The sequence below is a fragment of the Mycobacterium hubeiense genome (genome assembly GCF_002838065.1).
GTDB classification, from domain to species: domain Bacteria; phylum Actinomycetota; class Actinomycetes; order Mycobacteriales; family Mycobacteriaceae; genus Mycobacterium; species Mycobacterium hubeiense.
The window spans coordinates 1-24035 of sequence record NZ_PIZU01000003.1 but is presented as its reverse complement, the minus strand read 5'-3'; the positions used below and the strand labels follow the sequence as shown (position 1 = coordinate 24035).

Here is a 24035-nt window from a genome sequence, read left to right as displayed (position 1 = left end):
GCGAGCGACCCCAAAATGCCCGCAATTCCCCGCGTGTCGGCGCGCAAACACGGTCGCTCGCGGGAGGCGGGGTCAGGTGGTCAGTGCGACTGATGCTTCCGCCGTGTAGCAGAGGAACGTCATCGTCTCCTGTAGATACAGCAGCACCGACTCAGCGTCGTGCGACAGGTAGCCGATCGACACGTCCGTCCCCAACTGCAGGTCGAAATCGCCACCGCGGGTGGACAATACGAACGCTCCGTCGATCGCGGGCGCCCAAATGATCTCGCCGTCGACCAGCCGGTTGAGGTGTTCGCGGATCGGATAGCCGTGCTGCGTCGTCTCACTGACCTTGGTGTATACGTCGGCCGACAGCAGCACCGAGTACGGGCCGTCGACGCCGGCCAGCCGCAACTCCGACAGCGCCTGTGAGATCACATCGGGAATCTCGGTCGCATCGTCGGGCAACGCCAGCGCCGGGTTGGAGCTGGCTGCGCGGATACCCTCGATCGACGCCGCCCCGTAGCCCTCGAAAATCGCCCGGTCCTCAACGAATGCCAGCTTCTTCGCCGCCTCTTTGACCGGATCCCAGTCGGAGTCTTTGGATCCGCGCTCCACGTCGTCGATGTCTTTGCGCATCACCGTGAACGGGACTCGCAGCCGCACCAGCGGTTGGGCGTCGCGCAGATGCGCCACCACACCGTCGCCGGGCGGATCGACGTCGAGCAGATGACCGGTGCTGACGGCCGCGGTCACCGGGCCGCCCGGCCCGCTGACATCCACCACCCGCCGGCCGGCGTTGTGCCGCTTGAAGGTTCGGCTGGCCTCCAATTCGATTTCCGCCCAAGCGGCTTCGGTGATCGGTGCCAGATCGCGATACAGATTGTTCATCAGGTTCCTTTCAGACTGCCGATCGCCAGAGAGCCGTCATAAACCGCTGAGGCTGGGTCTTCTTCATCGGACACCGAAACAGCAAGGGGCGGTGGATCATCCAGAAAGTCGACGGTGGGGGTGAAGAACAGCCCGCCGGTCACCGCGGTGGAGAACTCCAGGATGCGGTCGGTGTTACCCGGCGGATCGCCGATGAACATGTTGTTCAGCATCTGCTCGGTCACCGCCGGTGTGCGCGAATATCCGATGAAATACGTGCCGAACTCGCCTTTGCCGATCTCACCGAACGGCATGTTGTGCCGCACGATCTTCAACTCGGTGCCCTCGTCGTCGGTGACCACGTTCAATGCCACATGCGAGTCGCTGGGTTTGACGGAGTCGTCCAACTCGATGTCGTCGAGTTTGGTGCGGCCGATCACCCGCTCCTGCTCCTCCACGGACAACGCATTCCACGCCGCCATGTTGTGGGTGTACTTCTGCACGTGCACATAACAGCCGCCGGCGAATTCGGGGTCTTCGTCGCCGATCTGGGTGGCGCTGACCGCCAGCGGACCGTCCGGGTTCTCGGTGCCGTCCACGAACCCGAGCAGATCCCGATTGTCGAAGAACCGGAAACCGTGTACCTCGTCGACGATCGTGATCACCCCTGCCATCGCTTCGGCCAGCTTTCCGGCCAATTCGAAGCAGACGTCCATCGTCTCGGCCCGGATGTGGAACAGCAGATCGCCCGGCGTGGCGGGCGCGTGGTGGCGCGGCCCGTCGATCTCGATGAACGGGTGCAGCTCGGCGGGGCGCGGCCCGGAGAACAGCCGGTCCCACGCATCCGAGCCGATCGAGGTGATCACCGACAGATGCTTTGTCGGATCGCGGAACCCGATCGCGCGCACCAGCCCGGAGATGTCGGGCAGCGCATCGTGCACGGTCGGCTCACCGCCGTCGTTGATCGTCGCCACCAGGAAGATGGCCGCCGGCGTCAGCGGCGACAGAACCGGTTGCGGCAGCGGAGCGGGCACTCTTGAGACCCTAACGTCAACCCGGGTCACCGTTGCGGCGAAAATGGCCAGCATGTCTGCCACAGCACAGGGCCTGTGCGAGTTCATCGACGCGTCCCCGTCACCGTTCCACGCGTGCGAGACCGTCGCTCAGCGGCTGCGCGACGCGGGCTTCACCGAACTCGCCGAGGCCGACGCCTGGCCGGCCGACGGGCGGTACTTCACGGTGCGGGCGGGGTCGCTCATCGCTTGGCATTCGGGTGACGCGCCGTTTCGCATCGTCGGCGCCCACACCGACAGCCCGAATCTGCGCGTCAAGCAGCGCCCAGACCGGTTCGTCGCTGGCTGGCAGGTGGTCGCGCTGCAGCCCTACGGCGGTGCCTGGCTCAACTCTTGGCTGGACCGCGACCTCGGCCTCAGCGGCCGGCTGTCGGTGCGCGACGGGCAGAGCGTCAGTCATCGACTGATCCGCATCGACGATCCGATCCTGCGGGTGCCGCAGCTGGCGATCCACCTCGCCGAGGACCGCAAGTCGGTCAGCCTGGACCCGCAGCGGCACGTCAACGCGGTGTGGGGCAGCGGCGAACCGGGGTCGTTCCTCGCGTACGTCGCCCAACGCGCAGGCGTGGACCAGGACGACGTGCTCGGCTTCGACCTGATGACCCACGATCTGACGCCGTCAGCGGTCACCGGCGTCGGCGGCGACTTCGTCAGCGCGCCGCGACTGGACAACCAGGCCACCTGCTACGCGGGCCTGGAGGCGTTTTTGGCCTGCACACCGGGGGAGTATGTGCCGGTGCTCGCCCTGTTCGACCACGAGGAGGTCGGGTCGACGTCCGATCACGGCGCTCAGTCCGAGCTGCTGCTCACCGTGCTGGAACGCATCACGCTGGCCGCGGGCGGCGGCCGCGAGGATTTCCTGCGCCGGCTCGCGGGCTCGACGGTGGCCTCGGGCGATATGGCGCACGCCACCCATCCGAACTATCCCGACCGGCACGAGCCGGGCCACCTGATCGAGGTCAACGGCGGCCCGGTGCTCAAGGTGCAGCCGAACTTGCGGTACGCCACCGACGGCCGTACCGCGGCGGCGTTCGCGTTGGCATGCGCGCAGGCCGGTGTCCCGCTGCAGCGCTACGAACACCGCGCGGACCTGCCCTGCGGATCGACGATCGGGCCGATGACATCCGCGCGCACCGGGATCCCGACCGTCGACGTGGGTGCGCCGCAGCTGGCGATGCATTCGGCGCGCGAGCTGATGGGCGCGCATGATGTCGCGGCCTACGCGGCGGCTTTGCAGGCGTTCTTGTCACCGGCCTGACTTAGGGTGCGGGAATGACCCTCAATGTGGAGATGATCACGTTCGACTGCGCCGATCCAGAAGGTCTTGCGCAGTGGTGGGCGAAAGCGCTCGGAGGCGACGTCAACCCCGTCGCCGTGGAGCAGTATGTCGTGCTGATTCGGCCGGACGGACCGCGGTTCGGCTTCCAGCGGGTGGATACCCCGACACCGGGCAAGAACCGGGTTCACGTCGACTTCGCGGTGGCCGACGTCGAGGCGGAGGTGAAGCGCTTGATCGGGCTGGGTGCCACCGAGGTCGGTAGGCACAGCCTCGGGCAGGAGTACAACTGGGTGGTGCTGGCCGACCCCGACGGCAACGCGTTCTGCGTCGCTGCCGGGGAATGACCGCTACTTGGTGATCCGCTGTGCCAACAGCTGCTTGGCCAATTCGGCGCCCTTGCGGCTGTCGGCCTGCGCCTTGCGGAAGAGCTCCACCACCTCGTTGTCGCCGTCGCGTTCGGCGTCGTCGATGTAGGTCTCGAGACGTAGCGCGTTCTCGAGGCACTGCTCGAGGTACCAGATCAGGTCGTAGTTCTTGTCCTTGGTCCCGGTCACATGGCCGGATTCGGCTGTCGTGCTCACGTGTCACCTTCCCTCAGGTCGTGATTGCGTGACACCGATCGCCTACCCGCGTGTTCCGGTGTCGAAACGCAGCGGGGCGGGACCCAAACTAAACTGTCTGCGTGACGTCCGGGCTGACCCATGAGGTCGATACCGTTGAACGCGCCGCCGCCACCCCTGACCAGCCGCAACCGTTCCGCGAACTCGGCCTCAAGGACGACGAATACCAGCGCATCCGCGACATCCTCGGCCGTCGCCCCACCGACGCCGAGCTGGCGATGTATTCGGTGATGTGGAGCGAGCACTGCTCCTACAAATCCTCCAAGGTGCACCTGCGCTACTTCGGCGAGACCACCACCGAGAAGATGCGTGAAACCATGCTGGCCGGGATCGGGGAGAACGCCGGCGTCGTCGACATCGGCGACGGCTGGGCGGTCACCTTCAAGGTCGAATCGCACAACCACCCGTCGTATGTCGAGCCGTATCAGGGCGCGGCCACCGGTGTCGGCGGCATCGTGCGCGACATCATGGCGATGGGCGCCCGTCCGGTCGCGGTGATGGATCAGCTGCGGTTCGGGGCCGCCGACGCGCCCGACACCCGCCGGGTGCTCGACGGTGTGGTGCGCGGCATCGGCGGCTACGGGAATTCGTTGGGGCTGCCCAACATCGGCGGTGAAACGGTGTTCGATCCGTCGTATGCCGGCAATCCGTTGGTGAACGCGTTGTGCGTCGGCGTGCTGCGCAAGGAGGATCTGCACCTGGCGTTCGCGTCGGGCACGGGCAATAAGATCATTTTGTTCGGCGCACGTACTGGGCTGGACGGCATCGGGGGCGTGTCCGTGCTGGCCAGCGAAACCTTCGGCGGCGACGAAGGCTCCGGACCCGGTCGCAAGAAGCTGCCCAGCGTGCAGGTCGGCGACCCGTTCATGGAGAAGGTGCTCATCGAGTGTTGCCTGGAGCTGTATGCGGCCGGCCTAGTGGTCGGCATCCAGGATCTCGGCGGAGCCGGATTATCCTGCGCCACATCGGAACTGGCGTCTGCTGGCGACGGCGGTATGCACATCGAACTAGACAAGGTGCCGCTGCGCGCCGCCAATATGACTCCGGCAGAAGTGCTGTCGAGCGAATCGCAGGAGCGCATGTGCGCGGTGGTGGCACCGGAGAACGTCGAGAAGTTTCTCGAGGTGTGCCGCAAGTGGGAGGTGCTGGCCACAGTCATCGGTGAGGTCACCGACGGCGACCGGTTGCACATCACCTGGCACGGGGAGACCGTCGTCGACGTGCCGCCGCGCACCGTCGCCCACGAAGGCCCGGTGTACGAGCGGCCCGTCGCCCGCCCCGAGTCCCAGGACGCGTTGAACGCCGACACGTCGGCCAAGCTGCCACGGCCGAAAGCCGGCGACGAGCTAAAGGCGACTTTGCTTGCGCTGCTGGGCAGTCCGCACCTGTGCAGCCGCGCATTCATCACCGAGCAATACGACCGCTACGTGCGCGGCAACACCGTGCTGGCCGAACACGCCGACGGCGGCGTGCTGCGCGTCGACGAGGAAACCGGCCGCGGCATCGCGGTGTCTACCGACGCGTCGGGCCGCTACACCGCGCTCGACCCGTACACCGGTGCGCAGCTCGCGCTCGCCGAGGCGTACCGCAACGTCGCGGTCACCGGCGCCACTCCCGTGGCCGTCACCAACTGCCTGAACTTCGGCTCGCCGGAAGACCCCGGGGTCATGTGGCAGTTCTCCCAGGCGGTCCGCGGGCTGGCGGACGGCTGTGCGACGCTTGGCATTCCGGTCACCGGTGGCAACGTCAGCTTCTACAACCAGACCGGCACCACCGCGATCCTGCCCACGCCGGTGGTCGGCGTGCTCGGCGTCATCGATGACGTGAAGCGGCGCATCCCCACCGGCCTTGGCACCGAACCCGGTGAGACGCTCATGTTGCTCGGCGACACCCGTGATGAATTCGACGGGTCGGTCTGGGCGCAGGTCACCGCCGACCATCTCGGCGGCCTGCCGCCGCGGGTCGACCTCGCGCGCGAGAAGTTACTCGCCGACGTGCTCGCCGCGGCGTCGCGTGACGGGCTGGTCTCGGCCGCGCACGACCTCTCCGAAGGTGGACTGATCCAGGCCGTGGTGGAATCGGCGTTGGCGGGTGAAACCGGTTGTCGCCTCGTGCTTCCCGAAGGCGCCGATCCGTTCGTCATGCTCTTCTCCGAATCCGCGGGCCGCGCCCTGGTCGCCGTGCCACGCACCGAAGAGAGCAGATTCCGCGCGATGTGTGAGGCCCGCGGACTGCCGGCCACCCGAATCGGTGTGGTGGACCAAGCGAGCAACGCGGTAGAAGTGCAAGGACTTTTCACGGTGTCATTGGAGGACCTGCGCAGCACGTCGGAGGGCGTGCTTCCCGGGTTGTTCGGGTGAGCGCGGCCACCCACGAAGGACATCCGTTATACGTTTGGGCGTGGAGCCTGGTTCGACTCGACTTCGTCGGTGTTGCATTCGGTGCACTGTTCTTCTGTCTGTCACTGACGCCGTCACTGTTGCCGCGTGACTGGCTGTTCCAAGGCCTGATCGGTGGAATAAACGCCGGCATCGGTTACGGCATCGGCGTATTTACCTCAAAGATGCTGCACCGCTTTGTGTTACGGCGTCGCGAATGGTGGCCGCCGCCCAAGCGAGTGCTGTACGCACTGAAGGCCGTCACAGTGGCGGGTTCGGCGGCAGCCTGCGTGCTGATGCTGATTCCCGCAGCCGCGTGGCAGCGACAGGTGTCGGCGTTGATGGGCATCGAAGGCCCGGCGACGCTGGGTTACCTGCGCACGCTGGTCATTGCGCTGCTTGTCGGCGGCACGCTGGTGGGCACCGCACGCGTGCTGCTCGACGTGATCAAAACCCTGGCAAGGTATTTCATCAGGCGATGGCGTCTGCACGACGAGGTCGCGCTGTTCATCGGCACCGCGATCATCGTGGTGCTGGCGATCACCTTGATCAACGGCGTGCTGGTGCGTGGCTTCCTGGCCGGCGCGAGCCGGGTTTTTCAGCCGCAGAACAGCACCACCCGTGCCGGCATCACGCAGCCGATGGAAGCCGAAAGATCCGGTAGCCCAATGTCGTTCGCGGAATGGGACACGTTGGGCTTCCAAGGGCGCAACTTCGTCGCCACCGGTCCTGATGTCGAGGAGCTGACCGAACTCAACGGGGCACCGGCCAAAGAGCCCATCCGCGTCTACGCGGGCCTGCAGACCGCCGACACGGATGAGGCGCGGATGGCGGTGGTGCTCAGCGAGCTCGAGCGCACGGGCGCGTTCGATCGCAAGCTGTTGGTGATCATCCCCACCACGGGGACCGGATGGATCAATCCGGTGGCGGCGAGGTCGCTGGAGATGATGTACAACGGCGACACCGCGCTCGTCGGCATGCAGTATTCCTATCTGCCGAGCTGGATTTCGTTTCTGGGCGATCAGAAGAAGTCGATGGAATCCGGTCGGCTGATGATCAACGCCATCCACGCCCGCTGGGAGCAATTGCCGCCCGACCGGCGACCCAAGTTGGTGCTCTACGGCGAGAGCCTGGGGTCGATGGCGGGGCAGGGCGCATTCAGCTGGCTGCCCGACATCGCCCGGATGGGATTCTCGTCGGTGCTGTGGGTCGGCCCGCCGAACGCCAGCCCGCTGTGGCGGGGCCTGACCGTGCGGCGCGATCCGGGCACGCCGGAAGTCGAGCCGCGCTACGACAACGGCCGCACCGTGCGGTTCTCGCAGGCCACCGACGCCGAGGAGATCGCCCGCGACACCGCGCCGCCGTGGGAGGGCACTCGGGTGCTGTTCCTGCAACACCCGTCGGACCCGATCATCTGGTGGTCGCCCGATCTGCTGTTCTCCCAGCCGGATTGGCTGGAGGAACCGCCCGGCCGCGACCGCACGGCGTCGATGCGCTGGTATCCGATCGTGACGTTCTGGCAAGTCAGCGCCGATATGACCAACGCCGCCAGCGTGCCGGGCGGACACGGGCACAACTACGGCGACTCGGTGCTGGACGGTTGGGCGGCCGTCGCCCCGCCGGACGGTTGGACCCCGGATGACACCGAGCGGATCCGAATCGCGTTGAACAAGTCCGCATCAAACGACGGGCCCGAGTATTAGCGCAATAGGGCTACACGTCGCGGATGTCCGGGACCAGTTGATGCGGTTCGGTTTCGGTGTCGTCGATGCCGAAGCTGATGATCCGCCGCGGCGTGATGCGGATGATCGCGGTGTCCAGCTGGTCGCCCGCTCCTCCGATTGACGGTGGGATCTGGGCCTGTTCGGCGGTGCCGCGAATCTCCAGGCAGCGCACCCGCCACGGATTGCGCGAGACGATGTCGTCGACGACGCACGCCACCCGGTTGTTGTGTGCGATGTTGCGGAACTTCTGGCTTTTCGACATCCGGTAGCCGGCGATGTCGATGGTGCCCAGCTGTTCGTTGTAAGCGAACCCGACCGGACTGTTCTGCGGTGTGCCGTCGCGCTGAATGGTGGCCAGCCGGCCCAGCTCGGCCTCACGCAGGAAGGCGATCTCGTGCGGTTTGAACGTCATGGCGCCACCGTAGAACCTCAACAAATGTTCATGTCAACGGTTTGAGATCCTGAAGCCATGGCCCGTACCGCTGATCCGGCGAAGACGCGTGCCGCCGTGGCCGCCGTCGCCGACTGGCTGCGAGACCAAACCCAACCAGCGCCGGCGCGCGCGCAACTCGCCGAGGCGGTTCGTTTGACCGCGCGGACCCTGGCCGCCCTGGCCCCGGGCTCCAGCGTTGAGGTGCGGATACCGACATTCGTTGCAGTGCAATGCATTTCGGGCCCGAGGCATACCCGCGGCAATCCACCCAACGTGGTGGAGACGGATCCGCGCACCTGGTTGCTGTTGGCCACGGGCCTACAGCGCCTTGACGACGCGAAGGTGAGCGGGGCGCTCCAACTCTCCGGGTCGCGGGCCGGCGAAATCGCGCAGTGGCTGCCGCTGGTGAAGATCGATTCCGCGAGACTGTAGTTACCGAGGCCGTCACTCGAGAAAGGTCGCGGTAACGACAGTCTCGCGGAGAACACGGCGCCCGCAATTGAGACGCGGCCCACATACGCCGAGGCACACGGGCCGCGCGATTCCGTGAATGTCCCGTGATGCCCGTAGACTGACGTCGTCACCAACCGCGCCCTGGGAGCAGCCCTATCGTGACCGGCCAGCAGACCGAGACCGAACCCCGCGAGGAGTGCGGCGTATTCGGAGTCTGGGCGCCGGGCGAAGAGGTTGCCAAACTCACGTACTACGGCCTCTATGCGCTGCAGCATCGCGGCCAGGAAGCCGCGGGCATCGCCGTCGCGGACGGTTCGCAGGTCCTGGTGTTCAAGGACCTCGGCCTGGTCAGCCAGGTTTTCGATGAGCAAACTCTCGCCGCGATGGAGGGCCACGTCGCCATCGGGCACTGCCGCTACTCCACAACCGGCTCCACCACGTGGGAGAACGCGCAGCCGGTATTCCGCAACACCGCCGCGGGCACCGGTGTCGCGCTGGGCCACAACGGCAACCTGGTCAACACCACCGAACTGGCCGCTCGCGCCCGCGAAGCCGGGCTGATCAACAACCGCGAGGCGCCGACGGCCACCACCGACTCCGACATTCTGGGCGCGCTGCTCGCCCACGGGGCGGCCGACGCGACGCTCGAACAGGCCGCGCTGGAGCTGCTGCCCACCGTGCGCGGCGCGTTCTGCATCACCTTCATGGACGAGAACACGCTGTACGCCGCCCGCGACCCGTACGGCGTGCGGCCCCTGTCGTTGGGCAGGCTCGATCGCGGCTGGGTCGTCGCCTCCGAGACGGCGGCGCTGGATATCGTCGGCGCGTCGTTCGTCCGCGACATCGAACCCGGTGAGTTGCTGGCCATCGACGCCGACGGGGTGCGCTCCACGCGCTTCGCCAACCCCGAACCCAAGGGCTGCGTCTTCGAGTACGTCTACCTCGCGCGGCCCGACAGCACGATCGCCGGCCGCTCGGTGCACAAGGCGCGCGTCGAGATCGGCCGCCGGCTCGCGCGCGAACGGCCCGTCGACGCCGACCTCGTGATCGGTGTCCCGGAGTCGGGCACCCCGGCCGCGGTGGGCTACGCCCAGGAGTCCGGCATCCCCTACGGACAGGGCCTGACCAAAAACGCCTACGTCGGACGCACCTTCATCCAGCCGTCGCAAACGATTCGGCAATTGGGTATTCGACTCAAGCTCAACCCGCTCAAGGAAGTCATCCGCGGTAAGCGGCTGATCGTCGTCGATGACTCCATCGTGCGCGGCAACACCCAGCGCGCGCTGATCCGGATGCTGCGCGAAGCCGGCGCCGTCGAGGTGCACGTGCGCATCGCGTCCCCGCCCGTGAAGTGGCCCTGCTTCTACGGCATCGACTTCGCCACCCCGGCCGAGCTCATCGCCAACGCCGTCGAGCACGAAGACGAGATGCTCGAAGCCGTGCGTCACGCCATCGGCGCTGACACCCTGGGCTACATCTCCCAGCAGGGCATGATCGCGGCCACCGAGCAGCCGGCGTCGCGGCTGTGCACCGCCTGCTTCGACGGCAACTATCCGATCGAGCTGCCCGGCGAAACGGCGCTGGGCAAGAACGTCATCGAGCACATGCTGGCCACTGCCGCACGCACCGGCATCCCGGTGCAGCCCGACAACGACAACGTCTCCGCGCTGCGGCGTCCCTGACAGGCGCATACCGTGGCGTGGCGCTGAACGGTAGCCTTGGTCGCGATGACCGATCGCGCCGAACAACACGGCATTTCTTACGCATCGGCCGGAGTGGATATCGAAGCCGGCGACCGCGCAGTCGAACTCTTCAAACCACTGGCCAAGAAGGCAACCAGACCGGAAGTGCGCGGCGGGCTCGGCGGATTCGCGGGATTGTTCGCGCTGCGGGGCGGCTATCGCGAACCGGTGCTGGCGGCGTCGACGGACGGGGTGGGCACCAAGCTGGCGGTGGCCCAGGCGATGGACAAGCATGACACCGTCGGGCTGGACCTCGTCGCGATGGTCGTCGACGACCTGGTGGTGTGCGGTGCCGAGCCGCTGTTTCTGCAGGACTACATCGCCGTCGGCCGGACTGTCCCGCAGCGCGTCAGCGAACTCGTCTCGGGCATCGCCAACGGCTGCGTCATCGCCGGCTGCGCGCTGCTCGGCGGCGAAACCGCCGAGCACCCCGGGCTGATGGCGCCCGACCACTACGACATCTCGGCCACCGGTGTGGGCATCGTCGAGGCCGACGACGTGCTCGGCCCCGACCGGGTCAAACCCGGCGACGTGATCATCGCGATGGCCTCGACCGGACTGCACTCCAACGGCTACTCGCTGGCCCGCAAGGTGCTGCTGGAGATCGACCGGATGAACCTGGCCGGCCACGTCGAAGAGTTCGGCCGCACTCTCGGCGAGGAGCTACTCGAGCCCACCCGCATCTACGCCAAGGACTGTCTGGCGCTGGCCGCCGAGACCCAGGTGCGCACCTTCTGCCATGTCACCGGCGGGGGGCTGGCCGGCAACCTGGACCGCGTCATCCCGCACGGCCTGACCGCCGAGCTGGACCGCGGCACCTGGACACCCGCCCCGGTGTTTCAGATGATCGCCCAGCGCGGCCGCATCCACCGCGACGAGATGGAGAAGACGTTCAACATGGGGGTCGGCATGGTGGCCGTGGTGGCCCCCGAGGACACCGACCGCGCGTTGGCGATTCTGACCGCCCGGCATCTGAACTGCTGGACGCTGGGCACGATCAAGAAGGGCGGCAAGGACGGGCCGCGCGCTCGACTCGTGGGTCAGCACCCACGGTTCTGAGGCGACGGGTCAGCGGCGCCAGTCGTCGTCGTCGACGTATTCGCCGTCATCGGCAAATCCGTCCGAACCATTGATGTCGTCGGTAGCGCCCGACAGCTCGCGCTGAAGCCGCTCGAAATCGGTCTGCGGTGAGCTGTACTTGAGCTCACGAGCAACCTTGGTCTGCTTTGCCTTCGCCCGGCCGCGGCCCATGGGGGAACCCCCTCGCGCAATAACGGAGCGGCCCAACAAGCAGGCGGCTCCGATCTGTGTGTCTTTATTGTCCTGCCAACACTTTACCGTGCCCGTCGGCCATGCGCTGGCAGCCCCCAGCGTGGCCGCCGTCTCACCGCGTTCCGCCGCGCAGCCGTTCGACCGCCAACCGGCCCGCGCCGGTGCCCGTGTCGGGCGGGATGGAGTCGGCGTCGATGCTCGCCGCGACCTCCGCCTCGCCGCCGGTGGTCAACGCGGTGTCGGTGGGCAGCCCCCGCTTGAGCAGCGCCAGAGCGATCGGACCGAGGTCAACGTGGTCGACGACGGTGCCCAGGCGCCCGACCGCCCGCCCACCGGCCAGCACCGGATCGCCCGTCGCCGGCCGGTCCGTCGAGCCGTCCAGGTGCAGCAGCACCGTCATCCGCGGCGGTTTGCCCAGGTTATGCACCCGCGCGACCGTTTCCTGGCCGCGATAGCAGCCCTTGTCCAGGTGTACCGCCGACCCGACCCAGCCCACCTCGTGCGGGATCGTGCGTTCGTCGGTGTCCACGCCCAACCGCGGCCGCAGCGCCGCGACCCGATGCGCCTCGTACGCCCACACCCCGGCGGGACGCACGCCGGCCGTCGTCAGCCGTGTTCGCATGTCTTCGGCCTGCTCGCGCGGGACAACCACGTCCATCTCGGCGGCCGCCAGCCGGCGTACGAACCCGCCTCCGGGCAGCGCTACCGCAGTGGATTCCGCCGGCGGCGAGCCCACACCCAGGACGTCGAGAATTGCGGGGTCGGCCAGCCGGGGCCCGAGCATCGACAACACGGCCAGCTCGGCGGGCTCGACCACCACATCGGACCAGAACACCATCTTGCGCAGGTACTCCAGCAGCGGTTCGCCACGCCACGGCTCGGTGTCCAGGTACGTGATGCCGTCGATCTGCGTCTGGATCCAGTGATCTTCGACACGGCCCTGCCCGTCGAGGCTCAAATTCTCCGTGACGGCGCCGTCGGGCAGCTCGCTGACGTGCTGGGTGGAGATGCTGTGCAGCCACGCCCGCCGCTCACTTCCGGTCAGCGCGAGCGCCGCCCGGTGCGAGCGATTTACCACCACCGCCCCGTCGGCAGCGGCCCGCTGTTCGCCGAGGGGATCGCCGTAATGCCACACGGCGCCGGCGTCTGGCCCGGTATCGGGTGCGGGAACTGCTGCCATAGCACCAACTTTACGGCGCTACGCTGATTGCCCATGGCCGGCCAACCCGCTGTCGTCGTCACGCTCGACGGGGAACTCCGCGACCCGCAAGCGCCGCTGTTGCACGCCGACGATCTGGCCGCGGTCCGTGGTGACGGCGTCTTCGAATCGTTGCTGGTCCGCGACGGCCGACCCTGCCTGCTCGAAGCGCATTTGACGCGGCTCACCCAGTCGGCGCGGATGACCGATCTGCCCGCCCCCGATCTGCCGCGGTGGCGGGAGGCGGTGGCGGCCGCGGCACGGCAATGGGTCGACGAAGGCGGCGACGAAGGCGTGCTGCGGCTGATCTACACCCGGGGTCGGGAGGGCGGGTCGGCGCCGACGGGCTACGCGATGATCGGCGCGCTGCCCGCGCGGGTGGCCGCGGTGCGCCGCGACGGGCTGGCGGCGCTGACGCTTGCCCGCGGGCTTGCGTCCGACGGCACCGCCGACATGCCCTGGCTGTTGGCGGGCGCGAAAACGCTGTCGTATGCGGTGAACATGGCCGCGTTGCGGCACGCCGAGCGGCACGGTGCCGGCGACGTCGTTTTCGTCAGTTCCGACGGCTTCGTCCTGGAAGGACCCCGGTCGACGGTGGTGATCGCCCTCGACGGACAACTCCTGACCCCGCCGCCGTGGTATCCGATCCTGCGGGGCACCACCCAGCAGGCCTTGTTCGACGTGGCCCGCAGCAAGGGCTACGACTGCGACTACCGAGCGCTGCGCCCCGCGGATCTGCTTGCTGCGCAAGGAGTTTGGCTGGTGTCCAGCATCACGTTGGCGGCCCGGGTGCACACGCTGGACGGTAAACCGTTGCGGCGGGCGCCGATGGCGGCCGAATTCGCCGAGCTGGTCGACGCGGCCATCATCAGCGACCGGTAATTCGCTTGTCGGCGCGCCGGTGCGCGGGTACGGTCGCTCGTACACAGGGAAGGAGGTGGTCCGACAAATTGATTGACTTATGGACTTGTGAGGTGGCTGCCCGCTAGCAGCATCAGGCGAGGAATCACCTGCTTGCGCTGGCGAATTCCCCGCAGTCACCCGGCCCCCGAGCCCCTCGGTCTGTCCAACCAGGTACTACGGCTCGGGGGCCGCCCCATCTCTGGGCCCTGGTGTCCTCTGGCCGATTGCGCGATGATGCCCACGATGGGCAACGGGGCCAGGTTCGCCGCGGTGGTGTGTGTGACCACCTTGGCGGCGCCGATGGCGTGCGCGGCCCCCGCTGCCACTCCGCCACCGCCGACGGCCCAGCGTTGCGCCAGGGATGCGTTGGAGACGCAGTACCGCGGCATCTTCACCTTCGGCACCGACCAACCCGTGTATCCGCCGTGGTATATCGGCGACAACCCTTCCAACGGCGAGGGTTTCGAAGCCGCGCTCGCCTACGCGGTGGCCGGCAAGTTCGGGTACACCGGTGACGAGGTGAGGTGGGTGCGAGTGCCGTTCAACGCCGCGCTGGCCCCGGGGCCAAAGACGTTCGACGCCAACCTTTCTGAGTTCTCGATCACCGAGCAGCGCAAGGCTGCCGTCGACTTCTCCGCGCCGTATCTCGATGTTACGCAGGCCGTCGTCACCGTAAAGGGTTCACCGGCGGCCGGCGTGCGCACGATCGAGGAGCTGAAGTCGCTGCGTCTCGGCGTGCAGGTGAGCACCACCAGCTACACCGCGGCCACCGCGGTCGACGGCATTGTGCCGGTGGAGGTCTACGAAACCAACGGCGACGCCAAGCTGGCGTTGGACAAGGGTGAGATCGACGCGCTCGTGGCGGATCTGCCCACCGCCTTCGCGGTTGCCGGCGAATTGAGCGACGGAATGATGGTGGGCCAATTGCCCGCTGCGGCAGGCGATGTCGAGCAATTGGGGATCGTGCTGGCCAAGGACAGCCCGCTAACCCGTTGCGTGTCCTGGGCGATCGAGGAGCTGCAGGCCGACGGCACCTTGGATCGGCTCAAGCAGCGGTGGCTGACCGACGCCGGCAGGGCGCCGGTGTTGACCTAACCGGCCGGGCCCGGTGCCAGCGTCGAGCACGCCTGCATGGCCTTCTGCCACGTGTCTGCGTCGACACCCGGCGGTGGGCCTGCAGCGCTGGGGGCGGCCGGCACGCCATGCTCGGCGAGGCACGCCGCTAATCCGCCGTGGCCGGTCGGGGCGTCCGGGGTCGGCGACTGCTGCGGCGGTTCGTTGTTCGACGAGCACGCGGCAACCAACCCGACAGCCGCGACCGCCACCGCTATACGCGCCCGCATCAGCCGACGAACCTCGACAACCGGGCCGACAGATGCGGTACCAGACCGCCGTCGGCGTCGACTCGTTCCTCGACATAGGCCAGATCGCCGCCCTCGACGATGCCGTACAGCCGTTTGGCGCCGCCGACCAGCATCCCGGACTTGCTGCGCGCCAGCGCGTCGGTGACCAACTCCCACGAGGACTGGTTACGTGGACGGCCGTAGAACAGCTCCACGTAGCCGGCGGAATGAGCGAGCAGCAATTCGATGGCCTGCGATTCGGTCGGATCGTTGGGGTCGTTGACGAACCGCCAGAAGCCCGTCTCGCGCAGACCGGGGGATTCGTATTCGCCGGTTTCGGTCAGCCGCCATGAACGGGCTTCCCAGTTCAGGTAGTCGCCCCCGTCGTGGGAGACGATGATCTGCTGGCCGAAACGGTAGTCGCCGTGCGCGCCGCGGCCCTCACCCTCGCCGCGCCACACCCCGACCAGGGGGAGCAGGGCCAGCAGCGAATCGTCGAGGTCGGCGCCCTGCCGCAGATTGGCGGTGTCGGCCGGCAGCGGAAGATCTTGGAACACAGGGATATTGCGGGCGGCGGTCGTCTTGGCTCGTTCGGCTGCTGCTGCGACGGCCTCGTCGCCGGATGTCATTCCCGGGTCGCTTCGCTCCTGCCCGCCGGAACTCACGACTCGTCAGTGATGAGCCGGTACAGCGCGTACAGCGCGAACCACGTGATGACCACGACGGCCGCGATCAGCAGGATCTCGAAGAACAGCACCACGGCGACGAGTCTAGCCGCCGAGCCCCTCCGTATCTTCCATCACCCTGCCCGCCTGTTCGGGGCAGAACTGGTTTGTCGCCGCGCCGATGAAGAACCCGACTTGGGTCTGCGACCAACCGGTTTCCGCTGCACCCTGCGCGATCATGTCGCCTACCCGAGCGCCCGTCGCGAGTTCCTGGCACACGCCACGCCCGAGGTCGACCAGCGCCTGCGCGGCCGCATCGTCGGGCCAGGTGAAGCCGCCCTGCTCAAGGGTGGCGAGGAAGTTCTGATCCGGATCGGCGGACGCCACCGGAGCGCTGGCCAGAGCAACGAGGGCGAATGCGGACGCGACGGCGGGGAGAAGATGGACCTTCATCGGCCGGTCCTGTTCGTGGTGGTCCCGCGCCACAGCGGCGCGGGAGATCACCACATCATTCGCCGCAACGGCAAAGCCCGCAGCGTTTTGACAGCCAGGATGCCGCTAGGCGACCTTGACGTCGACCTCGTGGATGCCCGCGCCGGACGGGGCGATGGTGGCGTCGCCGTTGCCGACCTTCGACAGCGCGCGCAGCGTCCACGTCCCCGGTGCGGCGAAGAACCGGAAGTCACCGGTGGCCGATGCGACGACCTCGGCGGTGAACTCGTCGGAGGCGTCCAGCAGCCGCACGAACGCGCCGCCGACCGCCTGGCCGGAGCCGTCGACCACGCGGCCGGTGATCACCGTCTCCTTTTCGAGGTCAACGCTGGCAGGCAACGTCAGTCCTTGCTTCGGTGCAGAGCACATATCAACTTCCCAACTCGATCGGGACCCCCACCAGGGAGCCGTATTCGGTCCAACTGCCGTCGTAGTTCTTCACGTTCTGGTGTCCGAGAAGCTCACGCAGTACGAACCAGGTGTGCGACGAACGCTCACCGATGCGGCAGTACGCGATGGTCTCCTTCTGCCCGTCCAAGCCGGCCTCGGCGTACAGCTTGGCCAGGTCCTCGTCGGACTTGAACGTGCCGTCCTCGTTCGCGGCCTTGCTCCACGGAACGTTGATGGCGCTGGGGATATGCCCGGCGCGCTGACTTTGCTCCTGCGGCAGGTGCGCCGGGGCCAGGATCTTGCCGGAGAACTCGTCGGGGGAGCGCACGTCGACGAGGTTCTTCTGGCCGATCGCGGCGATGACCTCGTCGCGGAATGCCCGGATGCTGTTGTCCGGCTGCTTGGCCGTGTACGTGGTGGCCGGGCGGTTCACCGGTTCGGTGGACAGCGGACGGCCGTCGAGCTCCCACTTCTTGCGGCCGCCGTCGAGGAGCTTGACCTTCTCGTGGCCGTAGAGCTTGAAGTACCAGTAGGCGTAGGCGGCGAACCAGTTGTTGTTGCCGCCGTAGAGGATCACGGTGTCGTCGTTGGAGATGCCGCGCTCGCTGAGCAGTTTGGAGAACTGCTCGGCGTCGACGAAGTCGCGCCGCACGGGATCCTGCAGGTCGGTCTTCCAGTCCAGCTTGACCGCGCCGGCGATGTGGCCGCCGTCGTAGGCGGAGGTGTCCTCGTCCACTTCGACGAAGACGGTGTTGGGCGCGTCGAGATTACTCTCGGCCCATTCTGCTGTGACGAGTACGTCAGAGCGAGCCATTGACGAAATCCTTTCGGTTGCTTGCTATTTGAGACGGTTGCGAGACGAGCGGGTAGAGCCGGCAGCCCAGGCACATGCCGAAGGCCGCGTTGAGAAGCGCTGCCACCAGCGCCAAACCGGTGGCGAGGAGACCGAGCAGTGGGTGCCCCGCGACGAATCCGACCACCCCGTCGTCCACCTGGTCGGTACTGCTCGGCATAGATCTACTCCTGTTGCGTGGATGGGCTGGTCATGAGCAAGCCGAAAGGGCTGCTCGGGAGCGAGCGCGCTCAGATCGCGCGGCTGCGCTCAGCAGCTACAACAACAACAGCAAGAACCCGCAACGCGGCACAGATCGACTGCGCGGCGCTTGGTGAGCATGGGCTCGAGGCGGGCGGACACGCCCGACAGCTTACCCAATGACATGGTGATCAAGCCAACAGCGCTTTCACCGCCGAGCGCAGGTCAGCCGCGCTGGGCACACCCGTGGTGCGGTAGCGCGGCCGGCCGTCGGCGTCGAAGATCAGCGTGGTCGGCAGCGACAACACCGAAAGCCGCCGGGCGGCCTCGGGATTCGCGTCCACGTCGATCTCGACGTGCGTCGCCCCGGGCAGCTCGGCGCAGACCTCGTCGACGACTCGCCGCACCCCGGCGCACGGCCCGCACCAGTCCGCGGAGAAGTGCAGGATCGTCGGCCCGGTGTCCGAGAGGCCGAGATCGCTGGTGTCGACGTTGGCCGCCTCTTCCGCGGCGCGCAGCATCCCGGAGCGCAGGGTGAGCAGCTTGCCGACCACATACGCCAGGCCGAAGGCCCCGATCAGCACCGCGATCACCGCGACCACCGAGGAACTCATGCTTGTCGGAACCCATCCATCGCAATGGTTAGTCCCTCGGCGATGCCTTCGATGATGACGTCGGAGCCGCGCGCGCCCTCGCTGGTCGGCGTCAGCCCGAACGGCAGCTTCTGACCGGGCAGGCTGGTGCTGAAGGCCGCCAGCACGGCGTCCGTCTTGTCCTGCGGAACAAGCTGGTCGGCCGTTCCGGCCCCGGTCAGCACATGTGTGGCGGTGAGCACCATCGTGGTCTGATCTTCTCCGGCGATGGACAGGTCGACCGCGACGCTGACCTTCTCGAAGTAGTCGGCGGCCTTCGGGGTGCCGGTGAACACCAGGCCGCGGTTGCTGGAAATACCGGATTCGGTGGTCCCGCCGGTGGCGTCGTTGGTTTCCCGCGACGGCGCTTCGACCAGCAGATCCGGGATGTCCATGAACCGGCCCAGATGCGTGGAGTCGATGATGATGCGGCTCTCCACCTTGTCGACGGCCAACGTTGCGTCCGGCCGGAGCAGCCACGATGCATCGGTCAGGTCGATCCCGTGCAGGGTGGCTTCCAGTGAGACTTTGCCCACGATCGGGTGGCCGACGCCGTTGGCGCGGATTTCGACCTCGTCGTAGCGGTGGCGCATCGCCTGGGTGACGAACGGGAAGCCGAGGATGGCCACCGGCGGGTCGAAGTGCAGGTCAGCGACGCTGCGGATGGCTCGTGACCACCGGTATTCGGCGTAGATCGCCGCCCCGAAGTCGGCGCCGACGGCACCGACAATCGTCGCGAGAACCGTCGCCGTCACTCCGATCAGCAGCTTGCGCACCGGGTCATTCTGGCCCACCTGCCCGCGCCGGAGGGCAGGAGCGCAGCGACCAGGGAACGGGCAAGTTGCCTCGGCGCGGCTAATCAGCAGGTGGCGCGCTATCGTTAGAGGACCGCTGGCCGGTAACGGCCAGGTGTCAGCCGTGGATCTGGGACGTCACCGGACGATGAAGTCCAGGGATGTATCAGCCGGCGCTGGAGGGCCTGTTGGATCTTTTGCTACTGACCGCCGACCCACATCCCGAGTCGGTGCTGCCGTCGTTGGCGCTGCTCGCGCACAACGTGCGATCGGCGCCGACCGAGGTGTCGTCGCTGTTGGAGGCGGGTAGCGCGGACGTGGCCATCGTCGACGCCCGCACCGATCTGGCGGCCGCCCGCGGGCTGTGTCGCCTGCTGGGCACCACCGGCACGGCGGTTCCCGTGGTGGCCGTGGTCAACGAAGGCGGGCTGGTCGCCGTCAATGTCGAATGGGGTCTGGACGAGATCCTGCTGCCCAGCACCGGCCCCGCCGAGATCGACGCCCGGCTGAGGCTGCTGGTGGGGCGCCGCGGTGGCGTCGCCAACCAGGAAAGCGCGGGCAAGATCACGCTGGGCGAGCTCGTCATCGACGAGGGCACCTACACCGCGCGGCTGCGGGGCCGCCCGCTGGACCTGACCTACAAGGAATTCGAGCTGCTGAAGTACCTCGCGCAGCACGCCGGCCGGGTGTTCACCCGGGCGCAACTGCTGCAAGAGGTATGGGGCTATGACTTCTTCGGCGGCACCCGAACCGTCGACGTGCACGTGCGGCGGCTGCGCGCCAAACTCGGCACCGAATACGAGTCGTTGATCGGCACCGTGCGCAACGTCGGGTACAAGGCGGTGCGGCCGGCCCGCGGGCGCCCGTCGGCCCCGGACGCCGAGTACGACGACGCCGACGACGCCGGGTACGACACCCCGGACAGCGTGCCGGATTCGCTTGGCGACCCGCTACAGACTCAGTGACGAGTATCGACTGGCGTGCGGGTCTGTCCGGCACCGAGCAGACGCGCATCCGCGACCTCATCTCCACCGCCACCGCCCATGACGGCGTCGCGCCCGTCGGTTCCCAAGTGCTGCGCGAACTTTCGCGCGACGACACCAAGCACCTGCTCGCGGTCGACGCCGGTGACGTCGTCGGCTATCTCAATCTCGCGCCGGCCAGCGAGCAGGGCCCCGCGATGGCCGAACTCGTTGTGCACCCGCAGCACCGGCGCCGCGGCATCGGCTCGGAGATGGCCCGCACGGGTTTGACCGAGGGTGGCGACGGGGCGCGCATCTGGGCACACGGCGATCTCGTACCGGCGCGGGCCACGGCGGCGGCCCTTGGCTTGGTCGTCGTGCGGGAGCTGCTGCAAATGCGCCGGCCGCTGACCGACCTGCCGCCGGTGACGGTGCCCGACGGCGTGGTGATAGAGACGTACTCGGGTCCGGCCGACGACGCCGAGCTGCTGCGGGTGAACAACGCCGCATTCGCGTGGCACCCGGAGCAGGGCGGCTGGACGACGGCCGATATCGTCGAGCGCCGCGGCGAGCCGTGGTTCGATCCCAACGGGCTGTTCATGGCCCTCGACGAGGAGACCGGCAAACTGCTCGGCTTCCACTGGACCAAAGTGCATTCCGCCGACCTCGGCGAGGTGTACGTCGTCGGCGTCGACCCCGCCGCCCAAGGACGCGCGCTCGGCGCGACGCTGACGCTGGTCGGGTTGCACCACCTCGCCCAGTGGCTGTCGGAAAGCGCACAACCGACGGTGATGCTGTACGTCGAGGCAGATAACTCGGCAGCGGTAAAGACCTACCGGCGGTTGGGTTTCGAGGTGTTCGGCGTCGACGCCGCATACGCACTGCCGACTGCTCGACACAGCTTACGTTGAGGACGTGAGCGCCTGGCCGAGGCGTTCGAGCGTCGCTTCCTCGACGCGGTAGTACGCCCACTTGCCCCGTTGTTCGCGCGTGACGAGTCCTGTATCGACAAGCTGCTTCATATGATGCGACACAGTGGGCTGCGAGAGCCCGAGCGGCCCGGTGAGGTCGCAGATGCACGCCTCGGCCCCCTCCGCTCCGGCGATCAGGGACAGGAGCCTGACGCGGGCAGGGTCCGCCAACGCTTTGAAGACGCGGGCAAGCCGCTCGGCGGCTGCCGGATCGAGGCTGCTCCGCAGCGGAACACAACACACCGCGGCGTCCTCCGCCAACTCGCTAGCGCCAGACATAAAGAAAGTCTGGCACATACATTGACAAATGTCGATGCATCGAAGATAGTCGATACATTGAACTACATCGATATGAGGAGATGACGGTGGCACGGTTGCCTGTTGCAGTGATTGGTGCGGGACCACAGGGGCTGGCTGCGGCCGCCCATCTCTTGGAGCGCGACATCGAGCCAGTGGTGTTGGAAGCGGGTATGAAACCCGCTGCCGCGGTGCGCGAGTGGGGCCATGTGCGAATGTTCTCGGCGTGGGATGAGCTTGTCGACGCCGCAGCTGCCCGGCTACTTGCGCCGACCGGATGGACGGCGCCACAAGGCGGGTACCCGACTGGACAGCAGTGGATAGACGCCTACCTTGCGCCGCTGGCCGCAGCGCTAGGTGAGCGAATCCACTACGGCGCTCGTGTCAGCGGGGTGTCGCGGCGCGGCCGTGATCGGCTAGTCAGCGCCGACCGCGATGGCCAGCCTTTCGTGATCCACGTAATGGACCGCGACGGCACCGAGTCACGATTCGAAGTCAGCGCGGTTATCGATGCGTCAGGGACGTGGTATCAGCCCAATCCTGTTGGTGCAGACGGATTACCTGCTATCGGTGAGCGTGAAGCCGCCACAGCCGGCGTGCTGTCCTACGCGCCGCCGACGGCGGTCCAAGCGGCAGCGTTTGCGGGCAAACATGTTGTGATTGTGGGTAGCGGGCATTCAGCGATGACTGCCGTGATCGAAGTCGCCGCAGTGGCCCAGCGGAATCAGGGCACCCGGCTTACCTGGGTCATGCGCCGCGGCGAGGTGGGCAACGCATTTGGCGGTGGTGCGGCCGATGCGCTGCCGCAGCGGGGCGCGCTGGGGCAGCGTGCTCGCGAAGCCGTCGACGCCGGGCTGGTCGAGCTGGCAACCGGCTTCCGGACGGAGGGCGTGCGGCTGGTCGACGACACCGCAGTTCTGGTCGCCGAGGATGGCCGTCAGTTGCCCGCCGCCGAGCATGTAGTGGCACTTACGGGGTTTCGGCCCGACTTGTCGTTTTTGACCGAGATGCGGCTCGACCTTGATCCTGTCTTGCAGGCACCCGTCAAACTCGCACCGGAAATCGATCCGAATGTGCATTCGTGTGGCAGCGTGCCACCGCATGGCGCACAGGAATTGGCACATCCGGAAACTGGGCTGTACCTGGTCGGGATGAAGTCCTACGGTCGTGCGCCAACCTTCCTCGCGATGACCGGATACGAACAGGTCCGCAGTGTCGCGGCCGAACTCGCAGGTGATTACGATTCGGCTCGCCGTGTCGGGCTGGTGCTGCCAGAGACCGGGGTGTGCAGCGGTGGGGGGCTGTCCGCCGACGCGGAACTGACCTTGTCTGGCAACGCCTCTCCGCAATGACCTCGGTATCGTCGAGCACCCGGCGCAGCCTGCCGGTCGACAGCGGGTTGCGCCGGGTGCTGGTGGTGTTATGCATTACCGAGATCACCAGCTGGGGAGTTCTCTACTACGCCTTCGCCGTGCTTTCCCCATCCATAACCAGAGAGACCGGCTGGTCACAGCCCGCCGTGACAGCGGCCTTCTCCGCCGGACTGGTCACCTCTGCGCTGGTCGGGATCGGCGTGGGCAGATTGCTGGACCGACACGGACCTCGTTGGATTATGACGGCGGGATCCGGGCTGGCCGTCGTGTCCCTGGTCGGCGTGGCCACCGCACACAACATCGGCTGCTTCGCGGGGGCCTGGATCGCGGCCGGGGTGGCGATGGCTGCGGTACTGTATCCGCCCGCGTTCGCTGCATTGACCCGCTGGTTCGGGGTGCGCAGCGTGACCGCTTTGACAACACTCACCTTGGTGGCTGGATTGGCCAGCACCGTGTTCGCCCCGATCACCGCCGGGCTGGCGCGCCAACTTGACTGGCGTGGAACATATCTCGTATTGGCGGCGGTGTTGGCTGTCGTCACGGTTCCTGTCCACTTTCTGGGACTCCGTCGACCATGGCCGATAGTATCCAATGCGAAACCTGTGGAGCCACCGACTCGCACCGTGCGAAGTCGCCAATTCATAGCGTTAACAACAGCTTTCGCACTATCGGCGTGCGCATCGTATGCAGTGATTGCGAACCTGGTTCCACTGATGGCTGAACGCGGCATCAGTACCGAGGCGGCCGCGATCGCGCTGGGCCTTGGCGGCGCGGGTCAGGTTGCAGGTCGGCTCGCATATGGCACTTTGGTCAGGCGTATCAGCATCGTGCCGCGGACAGCGTTGGTGGTCACTGGTGTCGCGGTCACGACGGCCCTGTTGGGCGTTGTCACTTCGCTGGCGGCGTTGGTAATCGTCGCGATTCTTTCCGGCGTGGCCCGCGGGATCAAGACGCTGCTGCACGCCACCGCTGTCACTGAGCATTGGGGTGCAACGCATTACGGATACCTCAGCGGCATATTGTCCGCGCCGGTGACGCTTGCCACGGCGCTGGGCCCATGGGTGGGGGCCGTGCTGGCGAGTATTCTTGGCGGCTACGCCCCGATGTTCTTGGCTCTGGGGAGGAATGATCAGAACCTGTGGATGAGCCTCGGTGTGGG

The 24035-nt window shown here is 67.2% G+C and carries 29 protein-coding genes; 13 read left to right on the top strand and 16 right to left on the bottom strand.

The window, feature by feature from the left end; translation table 11 throughout:
- Positions 1-72: 72 nt before the first annotated feature.
- Together CWS39_RS03350 and CWS39_RS03345 are read right to left on the bottom strand one after the other, a co-directional pair.
- Positions 73-870, bottom strand: coding sequence for a family 1 encapsulin nanocompartment shell protein (locus CWS39_RS03350; protein WP_102141501.1), 798 nt, complete (start codon positions 868-870; stop codon positions 73-75).
- Positions 870-1937 carry a Dyp-type peroxidase gene (locus CWS39_RS03345; RefSeq protein ID WP_199177943.1) on the bottom strand — a complete coding sequence of 356 codons (1068 nt, stop codon included), beginning with the start codon at positions 1935-1937 and terminating at the stop codon, positions 870-872. Before CWS39_RS03345 ends, CWS39_RS03350 begins: the two co-directional genes overlap by 1 nt.
- On the opposite strand from CWS39_RS03345, the gene CWS39_RS03340 reads away from it, so the two are divergent.
- Complete coding sequence (locus CWS39_RS03340) at positions 1936-3180, top strand: M18 family aminopeptidase (protein WP_102141723.1); 1245 nt, start codon at positions 1936-1938, stop codon at positions 3178-3180. The two genes, CWS39_RS03345 and CWS39_RS03340, sit on opposite strands and share 2 nt — an antisense overlap.
- 14 nt (positions 3181-3194) lie before the next feature.
- Complete coding sequence (locus CWS39_RS03335) at positions 3195-3545, top strand: VOC family protein (protein ID WP_102141499.1); 351 nt, start codon at positions 3195-3197, stop codon at positions 3543-3545.
- Positions 3546-3548: 3 nt separating this feature from the next.
- Here CWS39_RS03335 and CWS39_RS03330 read toward each other — a convergent pair whose 3' ends face one another.
- Positions 3549-3782: a hypothetical protein gene (locus CWS39_RS03330; protein ID WP_102141498.1), complete on the bottom strand. Its 234-nt coding sequence runs from the start codon at positions 3780-3782 to the stop codon at positions 3549-3551.
- Positions 3783-3883: 101 nt separating this feature from the next.
- Between CWS39_RS03330 and purL the strand changes: the two genes are divergently transcribed.
- Together purL and CWS39_RS03320 are read left to right on the top strand one after the other, a co-directional pair.
- Entirely contained in the window at positions 3884-6181 is a 2298-nt protein-coding gene (gene purL / locus CWS39_RS03325; protein ID WP_102141497.1) for a phosphoribosylformylglycinamidine synthase subunit PurL, read from the top strand.
- Positions 6178-7902, top strand: coding sequence for an alpha/beta hydrolase (locus tag CWS39_RS03320; protein ID WP_102141496.1), 1725 nt, complete (start codon positions 6178-6180; stop codon positions 7900-7902). Before purL ends, CWS39_RS03320 begins: the two co-directional genes overlap by 4 nt.
- A gap of 10 nt (positions 7903-7912) precedes the next feature.
- On the opposite strand, the gene CWS39_RS03315 is transcribed toward CWS39_RS03320, so the two are convergent.
- Complete coding sequence (locus CWS39_RS03315) at positions 7913-8335, bottom strand: PPOX class F420-dependent oxidoreductase (protein ID WP_102141495.1); 423 nt, start codon at positions 8333-8335, stop codon at positions 7913-7915.
- 57 nt (positions 8336-8392) lie between these two features.
- Between CWS39_RS03315 and CWS39_RS03310 the strand changes: the two genes are divergently transcribed.
- From CWS39_RS03310 to purM, 3 genes are all read left to right on the top strand, one after another.
- The gene (locus CWS39_RS03310; RefSeq protein WP_102141494.1) at positions 8393-8788 is read left to right on the top strand and encodes a sterol carrier family protein; all 396 of its coding nucleotides are present in this window, start codon (positions 8393-8395) and stop codon (positions 8786-8788) included.
- A gap of 179 nt (positions 8789-8967) precedes the next feature.
- Positions 8968-10491, top strand: coding sequence for an amidophosphoribosyltransferase (purF, locus tag CWS39_RS03305; protein WP_102141493.1), 1524 nt, complete (start codon positions 8968-8970; stop codon positions 10489-10491).
- A 45-nt stretch (positions 10492-10536) separates the two neighbouring features.
- Positions 10537-11610, top strand: coding sequence for a phosphoribosylformylglycinamidine cyclo-ligase (gene purM / locus CWS39_RS03300; protein ID WP_102141492.1), 1074 nt, complete (start codon positions 10537-10539; stop codon positions 11608-11610).
- Positions 11611-11619: 9 nt separating this feature from the next.
- On the opposite strand, the gene CWS39_RS03295 is transcribed toward purM, so the two are convergent.
- Positions 11620-11802, bottom strand: coding sequence for a DUF3073 domain-containing protein (locus CWS39_RS03295; protein WP_102141491.1), 183 nt, complete (start codon positions 11800-11802; stop codon positions 11620-11622).
- Positions 11803-11935: 133 nt separating this feature from the next.
- Entirely contained in the window at positions 11936-13003 is a 1068-nt protein-coding gene (gene ygfZ, locus CWS39_RS03290) for a CAF17-like 4Fe-4S cluster assembly/insertion protein YgfZ (RefSeq protein WP_102141490.1), read from the bottom strand.
- A 33-nt stretch (positions 13004-13036) separates the two neighbouring features.
- Between ygfZ and CWS39_RS03285 the strand changes: the two genes are divergently transcribed.
- Together CWS39_RS03285 and CWS39_RS03280 are read left to right on the top strand one after the other, a co-directional pair.
- Positions 13037-13903, top strand: coding sequence for an aminodeoxychorismate lyase (locus CWS39_RS03285; RefSeq protein ID WP_102141489.1), 867 nt, complete (start codon positions 13037-13039; stop codon positions 13901-13903).
- Between the two features lie 264 nt (positions 13904-14167).
- On the top strand, positions 14168-15019 hold the full coding sequence (locus tag CWS39_RS03280; protein ID WP_102141722.1) for an ABC transporter substrate-binding protein: 852 nt from the start codon (positions 14168-14170) through the stop codon (positions 15017-15019).
- On the opposite strand, the gene CWS39_RS03275 is transcribed toward CWS39_RS03280, so the two are convergent.
- The 9 genes from CWS39_RS03275 to lmeA all read right to left on the bottom strand — a co-directional run bounded on the left by CWS39_RS03275 (position 15016) and on the right by lmeA (position 19273).
- Positions 15016-15267, bottom strand: coding sequence for a hypothetical protein (locus tag CWS39_RS03275; RefSeq protein ID WP_102141488.1), 252 nt, complete (start codon positions 15265-15267; stop codon positions 15016-15018). The genes CWS39_RS03280 and CWS39_RS03275 overlap by 4 nt on opposite strands.
- Entirely contained in the window at positions 15267-15896 is a 630-nt protein-coding gene (locus tag CWS39_RS03270) for a heme-binding beta-barrel domain-containing protein (RefSeq protein WP_102141487.1), read from the bottom strand. The genes CWS39_RS03275 and CWS39_RS03270 overlap by 1 nt, the downstream gene beginning before the upstream one ends.
- 141 nt (positions 15897-16037) lie before the next feature.
- Positions 16038-16439 (bottom strand): DUF732 domain-containing protein, encoded by a 402-nt coding sequence (locus CWS39_RS03260; RefSeq protein WP_102141485.1) that lies wholly within the window; start codon positions 16437-16439, stop codon positions 16038-16040.
- Positions 16440-16490: 51 nt separating this feature from the next.
- On the bottom strand, positions 16491-16793 hold the full coding sequence (locus CWS39_RS03255) for a DUF1416 domain-containing protein (protein WP_102141484.1): 303 nt from the start codon (positions 16791-16793) through the stop codon (positions 16491-16493).
- A gap of 1 nt (position 16794) precedes the next feature.
- Positions 16795-17628 carry a sulfurtransferase gene (locus tag CWS39_RS03250; RefSeq protein ID WP_102141483.1) on the bottom strand — a complete coding sequence of 278 codons (834 nt, stop codon included), beginning with the start codon at positions 17626-17628 and terminating at the stop codon, positions 16795-16797.
- Positions 17615-17827: a DUF4395 family protein gene (locus CWS39_RS03245; RefSeq protein WP_431306078.1), complete on the bottom strand. Its 213-nt coding sequence runs from the start codon at positions 17825-17827 to the stop codon at positions 17615-17617. Before CWS39_RS03245 ends, CWS39_RS03250 begins: the two co-directional genes overlap by 14 nt.
- A gap of 89 nt (positions 17828-17916) precedes the next feature.
- Positions 17917-18033, bottom strand: coding sequence for an Ms5788A family Cys-rich leader peptide (locus CWS39_RS30240; protein WP_431306077.1), 117 nt, complete (start codon positions 18031-18033; stop codon positions 17917-17919).
- A gap of 5 nt (positions 18034-18038) precedes the next feature.
- Positions 18039-18461 carry a thioredoxin family protein gene (locus CWS39_RS03235; RefSeq protein WP_102141481.1) on the bottom strand — a complete coding sequence of 141 codons (423 nt, stop codon included), beginning with the start codon at positions 18459-18461 and terminating at the stop codon, positions 18039-18041.
- Complete coding sequence (gene lmeA / locus CWS39_RS03230; RefSeq protein ID WP_158240317.1) at positions 18458-19273, bottom strand: mannan chain length control protein LmeA; 816 nt, start codon at positions 19271-19273, stop codon at positions 18458-18460. Before lmeA ends, CWS39_RS03235 begins: the two co-directional genes overlap by 4 nt.
- Before the next feature lie 185 nt (positions 19274-19458).
- On the opposite strand from lmeA, the gene CWS39_RS03225 reads away from it, so the two are divergent.
- On the top strand, positions 19459-20238 hold the full coding sequence (locus CWS39_RS03225) for a winged helix-turn-helix transcriptional regulator (RefSeq protein ID WP_199177958.1): 780 nt from the start codon (positions 19459-19461) through the stop codon (positions 20236-20238).
- Entirely contained in the window at positions 20235-21146 is a 912-nt protein-coding gene (gene mshD / locus CWS39_RS03220) for a mycothiol synthase (protein ID WP_102141480.1), read from the top strand. The genes CWS39_RS03225 and mshD overlap by 4 nt, the downstream gene beginning before the upstream one ends.
- Here the strand turns inward: mshD and CWS39_RS03215 are convergent.
- Entirely contained in the window at positions 21138-21485 is a 348-nt protein-coding gene (locus CWS39_RS03215) for an ArsR/SmtB family transcription factor (RefSeq protein WP_102141719.1), read from the bottom strand. The two genes, mshD and CWS39_RS03215, sit on opposite strands and share 9 nt — an antisense overlap.
- Before the next feature lie 86 nt (positions 21486-21571).
- Here CWS39_RS03215 and CWS39_RS03210 point away from each other — a divergent pair, with 86 nt between their 5' ends.
- Both CWS39_RS03210 and CWS39_RS03205 read left to right on the top strand, forming a co-directional pair.
- Positions 21572-22855 (top strand): NAD(P)-binding domain-containing protein, encoded by a 1284-nt coding sequence (locus CWS39_RS03210; RefSeq protein WP_233213345.1) that lies wholly within the window; start codon positions 21572-21574, stop codon positions 22853-22855.
- The coding region (locus CWS39_RS03205) for an MFS transporter (RefSeq protein WP_102141478.1) at positions 22852-24035 on the top strand (1184 nt) is incomplete at its 3' end. The genes CWS39_RS03210 and CWS39_RS03205, both read left to right, overlap by 4 nt.

Bases quoted from the DNA above. Each gene is read 5' to 3' on its own strand.
- CWS39_RS03350 (WP_102141501.1), bottom strand. From the start codon at position 870: ATGAACAATCTGTATCGCGATCTGGCACCGATCACCGAAGCCGCTTGG.
- CWS39_RS03340 (WP_102141723.1), top strand. From the start codon at position 1,936: ATGTCTGCCACAGCACAGGGCCTGTGCGAGTTCATCGACGCGTCCCCG.
- CWS39_RS03345 (WP_199177943.1), bottom strand. From the start codon at position 1,937: ATGCTGGCCATTTTCGCCGCAACGGTGACCCGGGTTGACGTTAGGGTC.
- CWS39_RS03335 (WP_102141499.1), top strand. From the start codon at position 3,195: ATGACCCTCAATGTGGAGATGATCACGTTCGACTGCGCCGATCCAGAA.
- CWS39_RS03315 (WP_102141495.1), bottom strand. From the start codon at position 8,335: ATGACGTTCAAACCGCACGAGATCGCCTTCCTGCGTGAGGCCGAGCTG.
- CWS39_RS03310 (WP_102141494.1), top strand. From the start codon at position 8,393: ATGGCCCGTACCGCTGATCCGGCGAAGACGCGTGCCGCCGTGGCCGCC.
- purM (WP_102141492.1), top strand. From the start codon at position 10,537: ATGACCGATCGCGCCGAACAACACGGCATTTCTTACGCATCGGCCGGA.
- CWS39_RS03295 (WP_102141491.1), bottom strand. From the start codon at position 11,802: ATGGGCCGCGGCCGGGCGAAGGCAAAGCAGACCAAGGTTGCTCGTGAG.
- ygfZ (WP_102141490.1), bottom strand. From the start codon at position 13,003: ATGGCAGCAGTTCCCGCACCCGATACCGGGCCAGACGCCGGCGCCGTG.
- CWS39_RS03285 (WP_102141489.1), top strand. From the start codon at position 13,037: ATGGCCGGCCAACCCGCTGTCGTCGTCACGCTCGACGGGGAACTCCGC.
- CWS39_RS03280 (WP_102141722.1), top strand. From the start codon at position 14,168: ATGGGCAACGGGGCCAGGTTCGCCGCGGTGGTGTGTGTGACCACCTTG.
- CWS39_RS03275 (WP_102141488.1), bottom strand. From the start codon at position 15,267: ATGCGGGCGCGTATAGCGGTGGCGGTCGCGGCTGTCGGGTTGGTTGCC.
- CWS39_RS03270 (WP_102141487.1), bottom strand. From the start codon at position 15,896: ATGACATCCGGCGACGAGGCCGTCGCAGCAGCAGCCGAACGAGCCAAG.
- CWS39_RS03255 (WP_102141484.1), bottom strand. From the start codon at position 16,793: ATGTGCTCTGCACCGAAGCAAGGACTGACGTTGCCTGCCAGCGTTGAC.
- CWS39_RS03250 (WP_102141483.1), bottom strand. From the start codon at position 17,628: ATGGCTCGCTCTGACGTACTCGTCACAGCAGAATGGGCCGAGAGTAAT.
- CWS39_RS03245 (WP_431306078.1), bottom strand. From the start codon at position 17,827: ATGCCGAGCAGTACCGACCAGGTGGACGACGGGGTGGTCGGATTCGTC.
- CWS39_RS30240 (WP_431306077.1), bottom strand. From the start codon at position 18,033: ATGTCATTGGGTAAGCTGTCGGGCGTGTCCGCCCGCCTCGAGCCCATG.
- CWS39_RS03235 (WP_102141481.1), bottom strand. From the start codon at position 18,461: ATGAGTTCCTCGGTGGTCGCGGTGATCGCGGTGCTGATCGGGGCCTTC.
- CWS39_RS03215 (WP_102141719.1), bottom strand. From the start codon at position 21,485: ATGTCTGGCGCTAGCGAGTTGGCGGAGGACGCCGCGGTGTGTTGTGTT.